General features: G+C 43.4%; 14 protein-coding genes. All 14 read left to right on the top strand.

Annotated elements, in window-relative coordinates:
- The first annotated feature begins 291 nt into the window (after positions 1–291).
- A complete protein-coding gene (locus tag B9A32_RS07200) occupies positions 292–1,731 on the top strand; it encodes a trimethylamine methyltransferase family protein (protein ID WP_084067990.1) in 1,440 nt (479 codons plus the stop codon).
- Positions 1,732–1,958: 227 nt separating this feature from the next.
- On the top strand, positions 1,959–4,541 hold the full coding sequence (locus tag B9A32_RS07195; protein WP_212637847.1) for a type IA DNA topoisomerase: 2,583 nt from the start codon (positions 1,959–1,961) through the stop codon (positions 4,539–4,541).
- 528 nt (positions 4,542–5,069) lie between these two features.
- The gene (locus tag B9A32_RS07190; protein WP_084067984.1) at positions 5,070–6,491 is read left to right on the top strand and encodes a sigma-54-dependent transcriptional regulator; all 1,422 of its coding nucleotides are present in this window, start codon (positions 5,070–5,072) and stop codon (positions 6,489–6,491) included.
- Positions 6,492–6,722: 231 nt separating this feature from the next.
- Positions 6,723–7,472, top strand: coding sequence for a DUF6901 family protein (locus B9A32_RS07185; protein ID WP_139795747.1), 750 nt, complete (start codon positions 6,723–6,725; stop codon positions 7,470–7,472).
- A gap of 43 nt (positions 7,473–7,515) precedes the next feature.
- Positions 7,516–9,066 carry an ATP-binding protein gene (locus B9A32_RS07180; RefSeq protein ID WP_084067980.1) on the top strand — a complete coding sequence of 517 codons (1,551 nt, stop codon included), beginning with the start codon at positions 7,516–7,518 and terminating at the stop codon, positions 9,064–9,066.
- A gap of 664 nt (positions 9,067–9,730) precedes the next feature.
- On the top strand, positions 9,731–10,363 hold the full coding sequence (locus tag B9A32_RS07175) for a hypothetical protein (protein WP_084067978.1): 633 nt from the start codon (positions 9,731–9,733) through the stop codon (positions 10,361–10,363).
- A gap of 385 nt (positions 10,364–10,748) precedes the next feature.
- Positions 10,749–11,561 (top strand): fimbrial biogenesis chaperone, encoded by an 813-nt coding sequence (locus B9A32_RS07170; RefSeq protein ID WP_084067975.1) that lies wholly within the window; start codon positions 10,749–10,751, stop codon positions 11,559–11,561.
- Positions 11,562–12,207: 646 nt separating this feature from the next.
- Complete coding sequence (locus B9A32_RS07165) at positions 12,208–12,720, top strand: hypothetical protein (protein WP_139795746.1); 513 nt, start codon at positions 12,208–12,210, stop codon at positions 12,718–12,720.
- A gap of 241 nt (positions 12,721–12,961) precedes the next feature.
- Entirely contained in the window at positions 12,962–13,525 is a 564-nt protein-coding gene (locus B9A32_RS07160; RefSeq protein WP_084067970.1) for a hypothetical protein, read from the top strand.
- 118 nt (positions 13,526–13,643) lie between these two features.
- A complete protein-coding gene (locus B9A32_RS07155) occupies positions 13,644–14,474 on the top strand; it encodes a fimbrial biogenesis chaperone (RefSeq protein ID WP_139795745.1) in 831 nt (276 codons plus the stop codon).
- Positions 14,475–14,589: 115 nt separating this feature from the next.
- Positions 14,590–15,069 carry a hypothetical protein gene (locus B9A32_RS07150; RefSeq protein WP_212637846.1) on the top strand — a complete coding sequence of 160 codons (480 nt, stop codon included), beginning with the start codon at positions 14,590–14,592 and terminating at the stop codon, positions 15,067–15,069.
- A gap of 216 nt (positions 15,070–15,285) precedes the next feature.
- The gene (locus B9A32_RS07145; protein WP_139795744.1) at positions 15,286–15,759 is read left to right on the top strand and encodes a hypothetical protein; all 474 of its coding nucleotides are present in this window, start codon (positions 15,286–15,288) and stop codon (positions 15,757–15,759) included.
- Positions 15,759–18,635: an SdrD B-like domain-containing protein gene (locus B9A32_RS07140; RefSeq protein ID WP_084067960.1), complete on the top strand. Its 2,877-nt coding sequence runs from the start codon at positions 15,759–15,761 to the stop codon at positions 18,633–18,635. Before B9A32_RS07145 ends, B9A32_RS07140 begins: the two co-directional genes overlap by 1 nt.
- Positions 18,636–18,973: 338 nt before the next feature.
- Positions 18,974–20,329: an FAD-dependent oxidoreductase gene (locus B9A32_RS07130; RefSeq protein ID WP_084067955.1), complete on the top strand. Its 1,356-nt coding sequence runs from the start codon at positions 18,974–18,976 to the stop codon at positions 20,327–20,329.
- Positions 20,330–20,592 lie beyond the last annotated feature (263 nt).

The raw sequence follows: 20,592 nt of genomic DNA, 5'->3' as shown, positions 1-20,592 counted from the left end.
GCAGTTATAATCAAAAAAATTTATATTATGCCACTGCCCACGATTTGTCAAAAAAAATGCCCTGCACCGCAAAGAGCTAAAAAAAAGGACAGAATGTCTTTCATTTTTTTAACTTGAGATTTTCTCTTTTTTTAGACACCCCATTAAAATCAACACCCCATATATTTTTATACTTTTATTTACAATGGGTTACAATCAACATTCTCCCATACCCCTTTGGTGGCACTTGTCTTGCTAATATAATAAAAAATACCGATCACACCAAATCATATTTTAAAAGAGGAGCATTCAATGGGTACAGATCAAAACTTAAAAAATCTGCACGAAGCAACAATGGAAGTCATTGAAACTTCAGGGGTAAGGCTTCACCATGACCGGCTGTTGGAAATCGCACAGAGCAAAGGCATTAAAGTTAAAGATAAGAAAGTTTTTTTCACCCGGGAGCAGCTCATGGAATGGGTGGGAAAAGCCCCTTGTGAATTTAAAATTTTTGCCAGAAATCCCGCCAATGACATGACCGTTGGCGGGGATCACATAGAGCATGTTTCCTACAACTCCGGGTTTCCATACATTGCAGACATGGAAGGCACCCGGAGGATGGCCCTTTTCAGCGATTATATGAATTTTGTCAAACTGGTCCATACCACCCCGTTTTTTAATATTAACTGCGGTGTCATGGTCACACCGGATGATATCCCCAATGATGATAACCTTTATCCCAGAATGCTCTATGCCACACTGCTTCATTCAGACAAGTGCATGTTCGGGGGCATGGGCGGCAAAACAGAAAGCCAAGTCACCATGGAAATGCTCAAAATCATGTTTGACACTGACAAAGAGGGCCTGATAAAAAAACCAAGAATCATCAATCTGGTAAGCTCCCTTTCTCCTTTGCAGTTTGATGAAAAAATGCTGGACACGCTTCTGGTCTATGTGGAACACGGTCAGCCTGTTATTATTGCTCCGGCTGTCATGGCAGGCTCCACCGGCCCCATGACCATGGCAGGCGCCATTGTTATTTCCAATGCCGAATCACTGGTGGGGGTTGCCATTACCCAGCTGGTACGACCGGGGACACCGGTTGTTTATGGCTCGGCCACTGCCAACACAGACATGAAATCCGGTGCCTTTACCATTGGCACCCCGGAATCTGCCCTGGCGGTTAAATATTGTGCCCGCCTTGCCAAAATGTATGGGGTTCCCTGCCGGGGGGGCGGTACCTTAAACGATGCCAAAAATCTTTCCGTCCAGGCCGGGTACGAGAGCATGATGGTTCAGTTTGTGGCAAATCAGGAAAAAATCAACTTTAATTTCCACAGTGCCGGGGGGCTGGACAGCTATGGCTCCATGTCCTATGAAAAATTCGTAACGGACCTTGATATTCTGGGACGAATTAAATATTACCTCAACGACTTGAACACAGACACGGATCACCTGGCCGTGGATGTGATCAACCAAGTGGGGGTGGGCGGAGAATACATCACCAACATGCACACGGCCATGAATTGCAGGAAAACGCCTTTTCTGTCTGACATCAGTGTCCAGGGCCCTGCCAAGGCCGGTACCACAGCCAATGAAGCCCTGGTTCAAAAAATGCACAAAAAACTGGATGCCATGTACAGTGCCTACAAACAGCCGGAAATTGATCGAGCCGTGGTGGAAAAGCTGGATGCATTCATGCAGTCCATTGATGTGGATCTTGATCAATTAAAAGAAAAAATTTCATCGTAAATATTCGGGCCCCACCCCATATTCACTCATTTGGGCCTGCTCACCTTAGCAATAATATGCTACGCAGTCCCAACTAAGCAAATATGGGGCACCGGCCAAACATTTACAGAACCAACCCGAATATTTACATTTCATCTTGAGAAAACACAATGGATTCAGTCCCATAAGACGTGTAACTTTCAGGTTCATGGTTGTAATTTTGCCCCAGGCAAAATATAACCATGGACATGACTGAGCTGATCTTAACTGAAAAACATTCTGTGGCCGCTGACTTTGCCAAGGCCCTTGGCGTTAAAACAAAAAAAGACGGTTTTTTTGAAGGGGAAAACTACGTCATCACCTGGGCTGTGGGCCATCTGGTGGAACTGTATGCCCCGGATGATTATGATCCCGGATTAAAAAAATGGCGCATGGAAACATTGCCCCTGATTCCAGACACCTTTAAATACAAGCCCATGGGGAAAACCCTCAAACAGTTTAAAACCATTAAAAATCTGGTTAAACAATCCCGGTTTTCCCGCATCATCATTGCCACGGATGCCGGTCGGGAGGGGGAAGTGATTGCCCGCACCATCCTTCTTCAATCCGGGGTGGTGGACAAAGAACGCATGGTGAGATTCTGGACCAGCCAGGCCCTGGTACCCAAGGTGGTGAGAGCCACCATGGAGCAGCTGCAGCCCCTGACCCATTACGATCGCCTGTGGCGGGCAGGCTACTACCGCCAGGTGGCAGACTGGCTGGTGGGCATGAACCTCACCCGGGCCCTCACCGTGCGCCTGGGGGATCTTTTTTCCGTGGGCCGGGTGCAAACGGCGGTGCTGGCCCTTCTGGCCCAACGGAAACAAGAAAGAGAAACCTTTGTGCCGGAGCTGTTCTGGCTGATAAAAATTCGGTTTAAAAGCGATAAAGGGGAATGGACCGGCCACTGGTTTAAAAACAAACAGACCCGTATTACCCAAAAAGAGACAGCCCGGACGCTTCACCAACATCTTAAACAGGAGACCGATCCCGGCACCGTACTTTCCCTGACAAAAGAGAAGAAAAAAGAGCCACCGCCCCTGCTTTTTTCCCTCACCGACCTCCAGCAGGAGGCCAATGCCCGCATGGGATTTCCTGCAAAAAAGACGCTGGCCGTTGCCCAGTCCCTTTACCAGGATAAAAAATGCCTCTCCTACCCCCGTACGGACTCCAGGGTCCTTGGCACCACAAGCCTTAATCTGGTCCGGGATATTCTTGCAAAATGTCAAACAGCCTACCCCGATATCTTTGCCGGGGTGGACCCGCAACAGGTGGCGCTATCCAACAAACGGGTGTTCAACGATGCCAGACTCACCGACCACCATGCCCTGATTCCCTTTAAACCCATTCCCGCCGGTGCAACCCCTGATGAAAAAAAAATTTTTGACCTGGTGTGCCGACGCTTTGCCGCAGCATTCCACCCCCATTGCCATTTTGAAAACACCCACCTCATCACAGAGTTTGGCAAAGAAACCTTCCAGACCCGGGGCAAAGTGATCCTGGAGCCCGGCTGGCGGCGGGTGTATCACATCAAATCCCGAAACAAAGACGAAGCAGAGCCCATTCCGCCCCTGTGCAAAGGGGACACCGGCACCCCGGAAAAGATATTGTGTGAAGAAAAAAAGACCACCCCGCCCCCGGACTACTCCGATGCGCTGCTGTTAAAGGACATGACCAACCCCGGAAGATATGTGGCCGAAGAAAACATTAAAAAACTGTACCGAGGGGAGATCGGCATCGGGACCCAGTCCACCCGGGCCCAGATCATTGAGACCCTGATCCGGCGCAACTACATTGAACGCACCGGCAAACGCCTGGTGGCCACAGATAAAGGCATCTATCTCATTGAGCAATTAAAAAAATGTGCCACATCTTCGGTGCTCACCTCCCCGGAGGAGACAGCCCGGTGGGAGATGAAGCTCAACGCCATTGCCCTGGGCGAGGCCCCGGACGGTCAGTTTCTAAAAGAGATCAAAACCTTTGTAACCCAGGCGGTGGGTGAACTGCAGACCAAGGTGTTTGATATTAAAAAATTCTCCCAGGCCCTGTCCCGGGCCAATGCAAAGGAGGTGGGCAAATGCCCGGCCTGCGGCAACAGTGTCCGGGAACTTCCCAAACTGTATGCCTGTGACGGAACCGGGTGCGATTTTGTGATTTGGAAACGCATGGCCGGGAAACAGATTTCTCCCAAGATGGCATCCAATTTGTTAAAATTTCGCAAATCAGGTCCATTTAAGGGATTTATTTCCAAAAAGAAAAAACGATTTTCAGCAGGGCTTGTTATCAATAAAGTGGATGGAAAGTGGAAGGTAAATTTTGATTTTAACACATCAAAGGCCCCTGACACCTGCCCACCGGAATCCCCTCTTCATGTTGCCATGGATATGGGTATAATGGATATGAACGAAACGCCTTTTAAAACCCCGCCGGCCCTGTCCCATGAACCATCTTCTTCCGGCACCCCGGACAAAAAGGGCTGCTGCCCCATGTGCAAAGGAAAAATCATTGAGGGGAAAACCGCCTTTGGATGCAGCAACTGGCGACCGGAACACGGCAATTGCCGGTTTGTGATCTGGAAAGAAATTCTTGGTAAACGTCTCACTGAAAAAAATATCGAGACCCTTTTACAGGGTAAAAAAACCCGGGCCTATGTATTTAAACCGTTAAAAGGGGAAAAATTTAAAGCAGCCCTTAAAATGGTGGCAACCCATGGCAATGCCTTTGCCATCCAGATACTTCCTGCTGACATAAAAAACAACACCCTTCACACACAGATTCCCTGCCTCCGGTGAGACATTCAAAGGGCAAAGGACAAAAAAGTTTCGTTATTGACATTACCGAGGCTTTTTTCGTTGGCAAAGGCCTTGGTCGATAACATCAATAACAAAAACCTGACCCCGTCGGCACACTGAGCCCATCGGTACATTTAAAAATACCGGCTTTGAAATGAAGCCCGAAAGTTGAGTTAATAATGGAAGATAAATTGACAATTCACAACACACATCATTATAATACAACCTGTGTTGGAGCCCAACTGAAACCCTCCAATACCTTACTCAACTTTCGGTGTTCGCATTTCCTGGTGGGGTCAGGCTTTCGTTATTGACATTATCGAGGCTTTTTTCGTTGGCAAAGGCCTTGGTCGATAACATCAATAACAAAAGCCTGACCCCGTCGGCACACTGAGTCCATCGGTACATTTAAAAATGCCGGCTTTGAAATGAAGCCCGAAAGTTGAGTTAAAAAATAATTGATTATAAAAAAAACGTCCCAAATCCTTTAAATCAGAAAATTAAAATAAAGGTAAAAATAACACCATTATGCCCAATCCCCCCCAAAGCACTGTTGAGTGGCCCCCGCTTCCTGTGAAGCTGAAAATATTATTTGTTGATGATGAACAAAGCCTTCACAAACTATTCACCCGGATTATAAATAACAGTGCCGTTGAACTTAAAACCGCCCTTAACGGCCTGGAAGCACTGACCATACTGGAAACATTCCCCGCAGACGTAGTCATCACAGACGTTAAAATGCCCCATATGGACGGTATGGAGCTGTTAAAAAAAATACAGGAACACTACCCTGACACCTTTACCATTTTGATCACCGGCTATAGCAATGTCCCGGACGCTGTGACCTCCATCAAAACAGGTGCCTATGATTATCTGAGCAAACCCTTTGACTTTAAAGAGATAAGGGCGCTCATCGAAAACATTGCCCACCACAAAGACCTGTTAGAAGATGAATATCTTGACGTTAATACCACCAATGACCGACGCAAAAATCATCGATTTGAAAACATCATCGGCCGTGACCGTGGTATGTTTGAAATATTTAAAAAGATTCAAGATGTAGCCCCCACCGATGCCACGGTACTGATCACAGGAGAAACAGGGGCAGGCAAAGAACTGGTTGCCAAGGCCATCCACTACAAAAGCTTAAGAAAAGATCAGCCGTTCCTTGCCCTGAATTGCGGTACGGTCAGTGAATCACTCATGGGCAGTGAATTGTTCGGCCATGAAAAAGGCGCCTTTACCGGTGCTGCCACCATGAAAAAAGGCTATTTTGAAATGGCAGACAAAGGCACCCTGTTCCTGGATGAAATTGGTGACGTTCCCCTGCCGGTTCAGGTATCTCTTTTACGCCTTCTGGAGGAAGGCACCTTCCAGCGGGTGGGCAGTACCCGGACCATCAAGGTGGATGTAAGAATTGTCTGTGCCACCAACAAAGCACTCCAAGATCTGGTGCACGAAAATCGCTTTCGGGAAGACCTTTTCTACCGACTTAATGTGGTTCCCATCCATCTGCCGCCGCTGCGGGAAAGGCCATTGGACATTCCTGTTCTGGTGAACCATTTTATTAAAAAATACGCAAAAAAACTCAATAAAAATATATCAGCCATTTCCAGATCAGCCATGGAAAAGCTCAAAACATATCAGTGGCCCGGCAATGTCAGAGAACTGACCAATGTCATTGAGTTCATCGTCATTTTCTGCAAAGGCAGAAAAATTGATGAAAAAGACCTCCCGGCATTGTTTCAAACCGCCTCTTCATCGGAATCTGACAATTTTAATATTCAGCTTAAATCCAGATCCATCAGCCGGGCAGAATCAACACTGATACAAACAGTATTAACAGAAACAGGATGGAACCTGAAACAATCGGCCGAGCTACTGGAGATTGCCCGGGGAACCCTGTACAGTAAAATAAAAAAATACGGTCTCAAAAAACAAGAGGAATAAGGAAATCAATTATTATCAGTATAGAAACGTCTCTTTTTTCTTGTAAAATTCAGATAAGAGATTTAAAAACAACTTAAGCTCCGGTTTGCCAAAGTTCTATTCTTGCATAATGATTTTTATAGATCACTCACCCTCCCTGGATAATGGCGTTTTTGAGTCTGATTTTACAAAAACGGGGTCAGGCCCGGCATCATATGGCCCAAGCCCCATAAAAAGTGAGGAATGAAAATTTTGGGCATTATATCATTCAATTATATTTTCAACCTGCCGGAAAAAAAGCAGATTCACAAAAAAATCCAACTTGATGCCCAGAAACTGAATATCATCAACAACACCCCCAAGACACTTCCGGACTGGACCCGCCTTGACTTCTGCCAATGCCCCCACTGCCCCCTTTCCATGAACACCCACACCCACTGCCCCTTGGCAGTGAATTTGGTGAATATCATCAATGAACTGGATACGCTCTACTCCTACCACAAAATTCATGTAAAGGTGATCATGGAAAACAGGACCATTTCCCAGGAGACAACGGTGCAAAAGGCTCTGGGATCTCTCATGGGGCTGGTAATTGCCACCAGCGGTTGCCCCCACACCCGTTTTTTTAGATCCATGGCCCGGTTTCATCTTCCCCTGGCCGATGAAGAGGAGACCATCAGCCGGGTAACCTCCATGTATTTACTGGGGCAATATTTCACCAAAGAGGAAGGAAATCCTGCGGATTTTCATTTCAAGGGGCTCATGCAGATTTATGAAAATATGCACATCGTCAACAAGGAAACCGCCAAACGGTTGCGGGTGGCAAGCAAGACAGACTCTGCGGTTAATGCCATTATCCTGTTGGATATGTTCACCTATGTTCTTCCCATGTCCATTGACTCCCAGCTCCAGGAGATCCGGCATTTGTTTGACATTGATCCCCAGAACCAACCTGTAAACGATACTACATCCGCAACCCGGATCAGACAAAATCAAGATTAAGCCCCCAATGTTATCCCGGCAAAGAAAATAAGGAAATAACACCATGAAAAAATTGCCCATTGGCGTTCAAACCTTCAGCAAACTGCGGGAAGGTGGCTACTGCTATGTTGATAAAACAGAGTTAATTTATCAATTAACCCACAGGGCCGGTGATTATTATTTTCTTGCACGGCCCCGTCGTTTTGGTAAATCTTTACTGGTAAGTACCTTAAAGGCAGCCTTTTCCGGCCAAAAAACACTTTTTAAAGGGCTTTATCTGGAAAACAACTGGGACTGGGACATTAAATATCCTGTCATTGATATCAGTTTTGGCAGGGGCATTGTTGAAAGCAGGGCCATTCTGGAACAGCGTATCAAAACCATGCTGGAGGAGCATGCCCACGCCTTCGGCATTGAATTAAGGAATGAAAACCTGGCCGACAGATTTGCCGAATTGATTCAAAAGCTTGAACAAAAATACCAACACCGGGTGGTAATCCTTGTGGATGAATATGACAAGCCCATTCTTGATAATATTGATACCCCTGATATTGCCATGGAGATACGGGAGGGTTTAAAAAATTTTTACTCGGTGATCAAGGACAGGGATGCCCACATACGGTTTGCCTTGCTGACAGGTGTGAGCAAATTCAGTAAGGTGAGTATTTTCAGTGGTCTTAATAACCTCAATGATATCAGCCTTGAAAAACGATATGCCACCTTGTGTGGATATACAACCGATGAAATCAAACAAATTTTTGCTGATTATCTGAATGACGTTGATTTTAAAACGCTTGGGAACTGGTATGACGGCTATAATTTTATGGGAGAACATGTTTATAATCCCTATAATGTGCTCCTCTACCTGGATAATCGGACTTTCCGGAACTACTGGTTTGAAACCGGCAGCCCCTCTTTTCTTGTTAAACTGATACAGAAACGGCAGTATGCGGCACCACAATTAGAACAGGTGAAAATCAGTGAACGCATGCTTTCCAGTTTTGATATTGATCACATTGAAATTGAAACCCTTTTATTTCAGACTGGCTATTTGACCATTAAAAAGGTCACTCAACAGGGTCCAAGAAGAATTTTCCAATTAACTTATCCCAACCTGGAAGTAAAAATGAGCCTGGCTGAAAGTCTGCTCACCGGCTTTGTCCGCCACCCTCTGGAACAGGAACAAAATCTGTCTGCCACCTATAAAGCCCTGCAGCAGGGGGACATGAATGCATTAAAATCTGTTTTCCATGCCTTTTTTGCCTCCATTCCCCATGACTGGTATCGTAAAAACCAACTGGCCGGGTATGAAGGGTATTATGCATCCATATTTTACTGCTATTTTACGGCCCTGGGATTGGCGGTGACGGCGGAAGACACCACCAATAAAGGACAAATTGATTTAGCGGTGAGGCTTGATAACAATATTTATGTCATGGAGTTTAAGGTCATCGGTAAAACAGGTGATGCTGGAAGCGCATTAAAGCAAATCAAAGACAAAAACTACCATGATAAATTCCTGGGAACGGGGGTTGTTATTTATATTGTTGGTGTGGCTTTTAATAAAGAGGACAGAAATATTGCCGGGTTTGAGTGGGAACAGATCTCCCACTGAAATGTTCACGCCATGATTAAATCTTGATTGCCCACTCAGCCATTGTCCACCCTCCCCAATCCATAAAGTAGTACGTTATCAGCAATATTCCCCGGTGTGTGCAAAAATCACACACCCTGAATTCAAATCACAAAAAATCATACTACAGAATTTCAAGCAGCCTATCCCACCGTTATTATCTATCATTATCCCATCTCACAACATGCCCAATTCCATAAACGTCCCTTATTCCGGTCGATTCAACTTACCGTGTTGAAATTTGAACACAATCAAATTTCTATGATTTTTATATTTAATATCAATTGGTTAGCAACAGATAAAGCCCATCACCCCTCTTTGAGGTTGAATTTTAAACACTTTGCAGGGTGATTGTGAATAAACCATTTTGAGATTTCATATACAACTCTAAGGTAGTTGAGAAATCAGTATGACAAAATCCTAATAAAAAAGCTGTGATAAGCGCTGTGACTCTATGTTTGAATAAAAACATTTTTTTTATATGGAAATTTACCAAGGATGGCACGGTTGCTGCTAAATAACATAAGCAAGAACAAAAAATGACATAACATGAAAATACACCAACACCGGAAAGTTAAAAGAACCGATTATATTTTAATACAATTTAAAGATAGCAATTCAAACAGCAGAAGTAAGGAGGCACAACATGAAAAAGAGATTTACAGCATTAATGGCAATGATTATGACCGTTGGAACGATCTGCATGGCAACTCAAATTATGGCAGCAGAACCAAGTTCAACAACAAATACCGTGGGGGGTGCGGTAACGTTTACAGCGGATTGGACAATTACTGAGGCGACAGCATGGACACCGTTTCAAGCAATTAGTGTAGAGAATCTAAGACAAGATGAAATGACACAACTAGACTTCATCGCCTGCACAGACTTGGATGTTAATGGAAAATTTAAAATTTCTGCCAAAATGGATAATTGGACTCTTCCTAACACATATAATAGAACCCATACTGATGCAAAATATAAAGATGACACAACCAATACAGGCCTCTCGATAAAAGTAACAGTCGATGCAGGTGGCGAAACAGGAACGGGAATACTGGCAACAACAGGAACTTTTGGTTCGCAATATACAACAATTACTAATTCAGACGCTCAAATCCTTACAGGTGGTAGTTATACTACAGGTCATGTGAGCGGTGTAGAAAACGCACAATTTAGCGTGGATGCAAAAGTTCTCATTGATTATAAGACAACCGTCACGGGAACCTATGGAAACACAATCACCCTGACATTTGCAGAAGATGCAACTGCTGATATTTAAAGTCAATAAAAGATAGCTTAAAAAAGAGGAAGCTTTAAAAGCTTCCTCTTTTTTTGTCATAAAACAAAAAAATACTGTCTATAACCTGTTATTACCCCGGGTTAATACGAACTTACAATATATGATCCCAAGGCGTTGAAAACTTCTGCATAAGCCAGACCCCACATGGTAAAACGCATGACACAGCCCTAAACAAATTGAAAAAGGTACTTGCATATGGTAGGTAAAATTAAATGGAGTTGAGTATGGACCTTTTTTATATATTTACACTTCTTCCAATATTTTTTTAGTATTTACAAAGCCCATCATCACTAAAATGGCCTATAGACTGCTCAGAGGTGCGAATGAAGTCCAGATTAATCGTAGATAGAAAAGGAGCTAAATCATGCCCAAAAACACAATATTTTTTTTATTGTTTATAGCAATCAACATATGGTCCCCTTTGGTCAACGCAAGTTTTGTTACATCTCCTCTGCGCCTTGATTTTAAAATCAAGCCAGGGGAAACAGCCACCCAGCACATCACGATCACCAGCATCGGTAATTCCCCAATTACCGTCAAGACGTTTATAAAAGATTTCAAAATCAATCCAAATGGCAAAGATATAGAGCTATCACCTGGTGAGGTTAATCGTAGTTGTTCCAGTTGGATCGCGTTGCAAAAAGAATTTGAATTAAATCCTGGTGATAAAAATCAAGCTCGCGTCACCATTTCAGTGCCAAAAAACGCCAGCGGTAGCTATTGGTGCGACGTTTTTGCAACTCAAACTTGTGATCCTAAACCCCGTACATTAAAAAAGGGCGAGGTCCAGATGGTTATTGGAATAATACAACGCTGGAAAGTAAGGGTACATGTTGATGTGCCTGTAAACAACGTTAATAATGGTGGTATTACAGATATGCAAATAATACCAGCATCCCAAGATAAGTCACCCAGTATTAATGTTGAGTTTGACAATACTGGGAACACCATCCTGCGATGCAGTGGACGTATTGAACTTAAAAATGAAGAGGGTGAAACCATTAGAGAAATACCATTAGGCAAAAACAAAAAATTTACGGTGTACCCTGAAAGCAAAAAAAATATATTAACTCAAATTACAGAAAAAATATCACCTGGAAATTATGTTGCGCTTGCAGTTATTGATTATGACGGTGATAATTTAATTGCTGGAGAACTGGAATTTGAGGTCAGATAACCGCATCTTACACGTTCCCGTTTACATATCAGAGAGTCAGCAATTTTCAATAGCCCCCTTTATCCTGGGTTTTATCCATGGAATATAACGGCCAGATCTTGTGAAATGGTAAAACAATAATTTCTGACTTCCTCAATAACATATCTCTAAAATGCCGAAAAACATATCGCTATAAATCATAAAGCTGACGTTCCAACCTGAAAAATGGGGCTTCTTCAATAAGGTCGGCCATTTTATGATGGGTTTTTAATGGCAATAATCAAACTCAATCATTACGGTAGGTTGCAACAAACAAGCTTTTATCTCTCGTACGGGGCCCCAGCTTATGCTCAGCCCCGAAAAATGAAAACGTGACATTCAAGCCTACCCCCAAACCAAAGTGGCCGATTTTATGGTCAAATGGTCAAACCCACTACCGCCAATTGAGTTTCTTCATACTGCGTACAAGTTACTTTATTTCTTTTAAAAAAACATATCTCTGCATACGCCCCCGATTACAATAAAAAATCAGTCCCTAAACCATGTACAAGCAAGGACTAAAGATTTTCTATTCTTCCTGAAATGGCATGTATTATGCATTATTTGTTTTAGTATGTTGATAATTAAAAACCATCTTTTGAAAATTACTATAATCTTAGCCATATCCATGCCAATCATATGTCTGGCTGATTATGACACACAAGACAATCAGACAATACAAAAGGTGGGGGGTGCCATACCTGTCATCCAGAAGGTCTATGTTTCCGGCGAGGGCTATCCAGACCTGTTTTCTTCCATTGATGTTAACGATTTTTTACGGGGATTCAAAGAAACCAACACAGGTAAAATCCTTCTTACCGTTATCTCCAACACCCCCTGGAAGGTGTCTGCCCGGGCCGAATTTCAACCAGTAGGAAACTATACCAAACCACCAAGTGATTTTTTTATTAAAATCAAAGATAAAGTTCTGCTCACCAAGGACAATGGTTCCGGTGGAACATTTAATGACGCCTTTGTGGATTTCGGCCCGTTAAAAAATAAAGACCAAGTTATTTGGGCCAACAATAAAGGAGGGGACCATTGCCAGGCCAAAATGGATTACAGGTTACGCCTCAATCCTTCAAAGGATGTTCCAGGGAATTACGCAGCAACAATTACCTATACCATCAGCTCCCCTTAAAATAGCTGATTCATGCCTTGGTTGTTGAAGATTGGGTTTAAATTATGTGTTTATATCAACGATATAAACACATCAGACCAGAACCCGTCAATCACAAAACTCATACCTTTGATGGACTGCCCGCCCATAGGGTGATATGTAGAAATTACCATGACAGAAATTATTTTTCACAAAGCATTACCCAGAGTAAAAACAAATGCATAGTTCAAAAGCATTATCATAAATTTAAAAGGAGCATCCCATGAAAAAAACACTTTACAAATTTCTATCAACCCTTCTGGTAATGGGGGGGGTACCCATGATTGCATGGGCGGATGAAACAGATATAGATGATTTTCAATATGTGGGGGGTACCATTCCCATCATAAGAATCGTTGAAGTTTCCGGCTCAGGGTATGCAAACTTTTTTTCCAGCATTACTGCCGAGGATTATGCAGTGGGTTACAAAGAAACAAACAATGGTGCCACCACATTGACAGTAACCGCAAATACAGAATGGAAAGTGCTGGTAAAAAACGATTCTTTCACCCCCATAGAAGGGTATGTAAAACCAGCATCAGATTTGCATCTAAAGATAAAAAATAAAACCGTTGTTAACGAAGGAGAAGGAGATGGGGGAACCCTGAGTGACGTATTTACAAATTTTGCCCCACTCAGTGAAACTGCCCAGGTGCTCTGGAGCAACACCTCCACCGGAGATAACCGCTGCACCGCTGACATAGATTTTAAAGTCCTTCTCAATGCTGCCAAAGACATTCCAGGTATCTATACCACAACCGTTACCTACACCGTAAGTGCACCATAAAAAATAATTCAATTGCCAAAAGAGACTGGTACAGTTTATCAACAACGATTACGCTTGGCAAATGAACTAATGATCAAATACCGAGTATTGACTTTTCAAAAAATTGCCGATAAAAAATATGATAAATAATCAATGTATTATTAAAAAATTCATACTGACATTAATGCTCCTGTGTCTATCTGTACCTGCCATGGCCGGATACACCGTTGTACCCATGCAGTTCACCCTCCATGCAAAACCGGGGGAAACCATTACCCGCACCATGAATGTCGAAAATATGGGAAACACGCCCATTTCCCTTGAAATCTCCACAAAGGATTTTATCAAGGCGCTCCATGGTGAAGAAAGACAGGTTGAACCTGGAACCGTCCAGCGCGGTTGTGCGCCTTGGATACGGTTTTCACCCAAAAAACTGAATCTGGCCCCCCATGGCATCCAAACCATAAATTTTTCCATGACCATTCCCATGGATGGGAAAGGTACCTATTGGGGAAATATCCTTGTTGCACAGATATCAAAACCCACTCTCAGTAAAACCATCCAACAAGGAAAGACATCTTTTCAGATATTTGCCATGCAGGATATGCTCATCCGTGTCCTTGAAACCGTACCGGGAACAGAAGATAAAAAAGGGACCATCACCGATATTTCCGTAAAAAAACCGCAATCAGGAGGTCAGCCCACCATTGGTGTAATTTTTAAAAATCAAGGAAACTGCCTTCTGAAATGCAGCGGCTACATAGATGTTATGGATGACAATGGCCAAAAAGTTAAAACCGTTCCTCTGGAGTCTGGCCATGCCCCTTTTACGGTCTATCCCGGAGGTCAAAGACAGGTTTATGGACACATTGGAGGAGACCTTCCCCCGGGTGATTATCTGCTTTTAACCGTCATTGACTACGGTGGGGAGGATTTGGTCGCCGGTGAACTGGAAATGGAAATTCAATAACCAGAATAAATTCAACGCTCAAAATAGAAAAGTTAAAAACCGTTCCAATGAAGTGCACACAAAAAAGGTCCAGACAGTGAAGAAAATAAAAAGACAAAACACCTGTTTCATAATAATGGTTGTCATCACCTCCCTGTTTTTCTTCCAACCATCCATTTTGCAGGCAGACGAAACCGCCTCCCCCTCCACCGGGGTGAGTATACCGGTGCTTCAGTCCATACACCTGAGCCCTGGCTCTTTTATTTTCCCCGATGTATCCAGCACAAATCTTGATAAAGGCTTTTTAGAAGCAAGGGATGCGGCCACGGTAACGGTGTCCAGCAATGTGGCCTGGCAACTGACCATCCAATCCGAGGATCCAAACATGGGAAAAGTGAAAAATAATGTAAAACCATTATCGGACTTTCTATGGAAAAAATCCAACGACTCACATTATACGACCATATCCACAGACGGAAAAGTTGTTGATTCCAACTCAGAGTATGCAGATCAGCAAAAAATTAAACTTGATTATAAAATGCTTGTGGGTTGGACAAAAGATGCTCCTGGAACCTATGGCTTGAATCTGAGATTCAGACTCTCCACATTGGAATGAACTCAATTGAAAGTTCCATAATCAAATACTGACAACTCAAGGGAGTCAGCAGTTTTCAATTTACCGTTTATCCAATGTGCCACTTATAAAATTGTGGTGGTCTGAATTTTGTAAATGGTAAATCAATAAGATCTGATTTCCTAATCGTTGAAAACAAATTATTTCAAACTCATAAAACGCCTCCAACAGGGAAATCTTAAGAAAAAAACGGATGGAATGATGAGACAAATCAAAACAATTGTGTTCTTCCTGGCCATGTTGCTTTTTTCATACAATGCCATGGCAGAAGAGCCCACCCTCTCTTTACAGACCTTTTATGCAAGATTTTCCACCCCCACAAAACAAGATCTTAATAGAGGCTATATTGAAAAAGACCGCAGAAATAATATCAATGCTTTTAAAATAACGGTTTATGCCGGAGACGGTCAGGGATGGGAACTCTATGTAAAAGCAAACAGCCACATGTTCTCACCCGGAGCTTACGGCAAAAAATGCGGCGACTTAAAATGGAAATTTGATCATGAAAATAAAAATTCCTACCGGAGAATAAAAACCGGCAATCAACTTGTGGCCACGGGATCCGGCAAAACAGATATCACAAAATATATTGATCTCAAAATGGTGTTAGATTGGTCCGACCCTCCGGCTGATTATAATATCGGTCTCATTTTTTCACTGAAAGTTAAATAATGCTCTTTGAACCCAAATCGTTAATTCTGAGAACAATCGTGCCGGGCAGATACATTCAACCGGCACTGTTAATTGCTATCCTTATTTTTCAAACACCTGTTTTTGCAGCACCCCATGGTGTCACAGTGACACCGCCCGCCTCCAGAACAGTTGAACCCAGAGCATTTACAACCCTGGCTTTTACCATTACAAATACCGGTACCAATAAAGATACCTTTCTTTTATCCCCCCATTTACCACAAGGCTGGAGTACCATCAGCTCCCTTGGTCCCATTACCTTAAAACCCGGTGGGCACAAAAAAAAGCTACTCACTGTTTCGGTTCCCCCCACAGCACTATCCACCATCGCTTACCCCATTGGGCTTACGGTGACATCCAAATTAGATGCCGCAGTCACTGCAACAGCAACGGCCCGGCTGCATATTAAAGACATGCTGGGTCTGCGCCTGACACCAGGCCCCTATCCCGAACTGGTATGGGCCGGTGAAACAGTTCATTATGATTTTGAAATTAAAAATCTTGGCAACAGCAACGATGTTTTTGAAATAAAAGCAACCTCCAGCAGAAAATGGAAATTTAAACTATCAGAAAAGAGAGTGGCACTGGGTCCATATAAAAAGAAAAAAATTCATCTTATTTTAAAAGTACCTTCAGAGGTTCAACAGGATCAATTGCATGTTCTTTCATTCCAGGTGGTCTCAGTGAAAGCAACTCAACAGGGCATGGATATTTCTGATGAAGCAAAAATACGACTAAAAACCATCACCGTGCCGGATAAAGACGGGTCAGTATATCTGGAACTACCGGCGTCCATGGAATTAGAAGTCTCCCAAAGTAATGATCAAAACAATTCCATGCCGGAAACAAGGCTAAGAATTGAAATGGCCGGAGAATTAAGTGAAGAGTACGCCACCCGATTATACTTTAACAATACTTTTTTTGAGGACGACGGCGCAGAAGAGGACTACCGTTTTGATCTGAATAAAAAGGACCAATGGGATCTAAGCATGGGGCATACATTTGCTGACTTTACAAGACTCACCGAAGATTTATCAGGAAGGGGCATCAGCACCAGAACCTACAGCAAACATCTTGAAACCGTTTTCTGGGCAGGCCTCAGCAATGATAATGACAGTGACATTATTATTGATGATGGGGACGAAAAAGATGACAATGACGAATATGATAATGACACGGAAGAGGATGCCTATGCCGTGGGTGCCAGCCTCATAGGATTAATCAATAAAAGGGGAAAAATCAAAGCCACATCCACATTTACCACCCGGAAAGACAATGATTGGAAACGACACTTATACAGCGTTGCAGGTGAATATCAACTTTTTGAACCACTGACAATTTCAGGGGAAATAGCCTATGGGTCTGAGGGCATAAGTGACCGGGAAAAAAAGGACTCTGCCTGGTTCACAAGAAGCGACTTTAGCTGGAATTCAATGGGTTTCAGTGCAGAATACTATCATGGCGGCACCGATTATCCCGGCGGGATCACAGATGAAGAAGGCATTGGTATTTATTCCCAGTATCAGCCCATTGAGCCCCTGACCTTGTGGGTGGATTACCAGAGATATAATGATAATGTGGACAATAATCCTGAAAACATAACAACAAAAACAGAAAAACTCAGATGTGGACCACAGTTCAGATATGGCATATGGCCCACACTTGATATCACATGGGAACTGGAAAAAGAAAAAAACAATAATGAGACCCCCCTGTCCGGAAGGGACAACGTAAAGGAGACCATCTCCCTTGGAATGTACAAAGCCTTCCCGATTTTATCCCTATCCACCAGGGGGAAATGGGGAAGAGACAAAGATAAGCTAAGAGCTAACAGCACACGGACCAGCGAGTACAATGTAATAGTGAGCGGTTACTTCAAGCAATTTAACTGGGAAGTGGGTTATACCAGAGACGAATCCCTGGAAGATGATAGAGACTCTTCTGAAATAAAAGAAAAAATGGAATACAGATTGGGATGTCGCCTGTTCAATCTTCTGGATCTCAATGCAGAGTACACCAATGAGACCTCCCGATGCGACAATGACGAAACAACCAGAGAAGAGACCTTTGATGTTGATTTGACCTTGAGTAAAAAAATAGGCATTGGTAAAAATAATTCCCTTGATATTAAATTTGAAAGTAACAATCTCACGGAAGATAAAGATAAAGAATGGAAAATAGGCCTTATCTGGCGATCAGAATTTGCAGCTCCCATTCCATGGATGAAAACAAAGGGCCGTGTAAAGGGACAACTTTTTCTGGATGAAAACGGTGATGGAAAACGTGGACCAGACGAAAGCGTTTATCCCAAAACCAGGATTACAATGAATAAGATTCATGTGTATACCGATGATAAAGGTATTTTTGAATTTCCTGTGCAAGAGCCGGACACCTATGTTCTGGATATGGATATCTCAAATCTTTCCAGTGGCATTGTGCCGGTGACACCATTGCCAATGAACATTGACCTGAAAAAAGGGGACTCTGTTTTCATGGATATCGCCCTGGAACAGGTTGGCACGATTCAAGGTATGGTCTTTGATGATGTTGACAAAAATCTCACCATCAATGATGACGAGGAAGGATTATCACCCATCAGATTGATTTTATTACGTGGGGACAAAGAGGTCCAGGAAGCGTTCACCGATCAAAAGGGTAAATATGTTCTAAGCGATGTGAAACCCGGTGATTATATCGTCAAAATAGACAAAGCATATCTGCCCCGGAGATATGTCATGACCACACCTGAAACCGTTCCGGTCAAAATCGTGTCCAAAGAACAGCTTTTGGATTTAAATTTTGGAGCCCATGAAAAACCACGCAAAATCATCAAAACCTTTTTCAAAAAGAAAAAATAGCAGAACTGCCATTTTTCTCACACATGTGTTCAATAACTAAACATACCCACCGTTCACTTATTAAACCACTCTGTCCCAAAAAACATTAAGAATTAGCAATTTCCATGCATCATAGCCAAACACATTCACAAAAGCAAAGCGTTCTTAAAAACAAAATCAACAAAAAAAATTAATATTATCAACATATTAACAAGCAATAACAAATCATAAAACCATCGCCGGACATGGTTTGGCACACAGTTTGCTGATGAGGATGAAATACTTTGAATATTAAAAAAACGTTTAAAAGACACCATGGCACATAAAACCGCCATGGAAATCATAAAAAAGGAGTTACAATGCAAAAAACAGATATACTCGTAATCGGTGCAAGTGCCGCCGGATTTGTGGCAGCAACCATGGCAAAAACCATGAATCCCAACAAAGATGTCACCATCATCCGCATAGAAAAGCAGACATTGGTGCCCTGTGGTATTCCCTATTTTGTGAGCCCAGGAGTGAACAGCGATAAAAATGTCATGCCAACGGACAAGGTTTTCCAGGATGCCGGTGTCAACCTTACCATTGGTGAAGTGACAACCATCAACACCGAAGAAAAAAAATGCACCCTTAAAGACGGCCAGGAGATTGCCTATGACAAACTAATCCTTGGCACCGGGTCCACACCGGTGGAGCCCGCCTGGCTTGCCGGTACCCACCTTGACAACGTGTTTTACGTACCCAAAGACAAAGTATATCTGGATAAAATGCAGGGCAAACTTGCCCAGTGCAAAAAAATAGTCACCATTGGTGCGGGCTTCATCGGAGTGGAAGTCTCAGATGAGCTGGTGCAAAATGGCAAAGATGTGACCCTCATTGAAAAACTGCCCCATGCCCTGGCATTGGCCTTTGATGAAGAAATTGCCATTAAGACAGAAGAGGCCATGAAGGCCAGGGGCGTAAAACTCGTCACCGGCATGGGGGTTACGGAAATCCTGGGTAAAAATACTGTCACCGGCGTACGCCTGGAAAATGGAGAAACCATTGAAGCCGATGCCGTGCTTCTGTCCATGGGATATCGTCCCAACATAAATCTTGCCAAGGAAGCCGGTATCACCATCACCCGGGAAGGGTTTATCAAGGTGGATGAATACATGCGAACAGAAACCCCGGATGTCTTTGCCGTGGGTGACTGTGCAGAAAAGATTGACTTTATCACCCGGAAACCCAGCAATATCATGCTGGCCTCCACCGCATGTGCCGAAGCACGGACAGCGGGCATGAACCTGTTTAAACTGTCTGCTGTTAAAACATTTAACGGTACCATTTCCATCTTTTCCACAGCCATTGGCAACCAAGGCTTTGGCGTGGCCGGATTAACGGAACAACGGGCCAAATCCGACGGATTTGATGTAATCTCCGCCAGTTTCCAGGGCGTGGACAAACATCCGGGCACCCTTACGGACACCCACCCGCAGATGGTGAAACTCATTGCCGGCAAAGAAACCGGCATCATACTGGGTGGTGAAGTTGTGGGCGGCCCTTCTGCCGGGGAACTCATTAACACCATTGCCTTTATTATTCAGAACCGCATGACCGTCAATGGTATTTTAACCTCCCAGATTGGCACCCAGCCTCTGTTAACGGCATCACCGGCAGCCTACCCGCTGATGAAAGCCGCAGAAATTCTGGCTAAAAAACGCCTGGGCCTCTAACACGACAACGACATTTTTGGCGACTCACCCCATAATTCGGATAGAGAGTATTGTTCATGGGTTGTTGAAAATTTTTCACAATCAGATGAAATCTAAATGGATTATAAATTCAACTTTCGGTGTTCGCATTTCGTGGTGGGCTCAGGCTTTCGTTATTGACATCATCGAGGCTTTTTTCGTTGGCAAAGGCCTTGGTCGATAACATCAATAACAAAAGCCTGACCCCGTCGGCACACTGACCCCATCGGTACATTTAAAAATGC

This window comes from Desulfocicer vacuolatum DSM 3385 (assembly GCF_900176365.1).
GTDB classification, from domain to species: domain Bacteria; phylum Desulfobacterota; class Desulfobacteria; order Desulfobacterales; family Desulfobacteraceae; genus Desulfocicer; species Desulfocicer vacuolatum.
This window is presented reverse-complemented; position numbering and strand designations above follow the sequence as displayed.

Excerpts from the sequence above, each read along its gene's own strand:
- B9A32_RS07200 (WP_084067990.1), top strand. The coding sequence starts at position 292 with ATGGGTACAGATCAAAACTTAAAAAATCTGCACGAAGCAACAATGGAA.
- B9A32_RS07195 (WP_212637847.1), top strand. The coding sequence starts at position 1,959 with ATGACTGAGCTGATCTTAACTGAAAAACATTCTGTGGCCGCTGACTTT.
- B9A32_RS07190 (WP_084067984.1), top strand. The coding sequence starts at position 5,070 with ATGCCCAATCCCCCCCAAAGCACTGTTGAGTGGCCCCCGCTTCCTGTG.
- B9A32_RS07180 (WP_084067980.1), top strand. The coding sequence starts at position 7,516 with ATGAAAAAATTGCCCATTGGCGTTCAAACCTTCAGCAAACTGCGGGAA.
- B9A32_RS07175 (WP_084067978.1), top strand. The coding sequence starts at position 9,731 with ATGAAAAAGAGATTTACAGCATTAATGGCAATGATTATGACCGTTGGA.
- B9A32_RS07170 (WP_084067975.1), top strand. The coding sequence starts at position 10,749 with ATGCCCAAAAACACAATATTTTTTTTATTGTTTATAGCAATCAACATA.
- B9A32_RS07165 (WP_139795746.1), top strand. The coding sequence starts at position 12,208 with ATGCCAATCATATGTCTGGCTGATTATGACACACAAGACAATCAGACA.
- B9A32_RS07160 (WP_084067970.1), top strand. The coding sequence starts at position 12,962 with ATGAAAAAAACACTTTACAAATTTCTATCAACCCTTCTGGTAATGGGG.
- B9A32_RS07155 (WP_139795745.1), top strand. The coding sequence starts at position 13,644 with ATGATAAATAATCAATGTATTATTAAAAAATTCATACTGACATTAATG.
- B9A32_RS07150 (WP_212637846.1), top strand. The coding sequence starts at position 14,590 with ATGGTTGTCATCACCTCCCTGTTTTTCTTCCAACCATCCATTTTGCAG.
- B9A32_RS07145 (WP_139795744.1), top strand. The coding sequence starts at position 15,286 with ATGATGAGACAAATCAAAACAATTGTGTTCTTCCTGGCCATGTTGCTT.
- B9A32_RS07140 (WP_084067960.1), top strand. The coding sequence starts at position 15,759 with ATGCTCTTTGAACCCAAATCGTTAATTCTGAGAACAATCGTGCCGGGC.
- B9A32_RS07130 (WP_084067955.1), top strand. The coding sequence starts at position 18,974 with ATGCAAAAAACAGATATACTCGTAATCGGTGCAAGTGCCGCCGGATTT.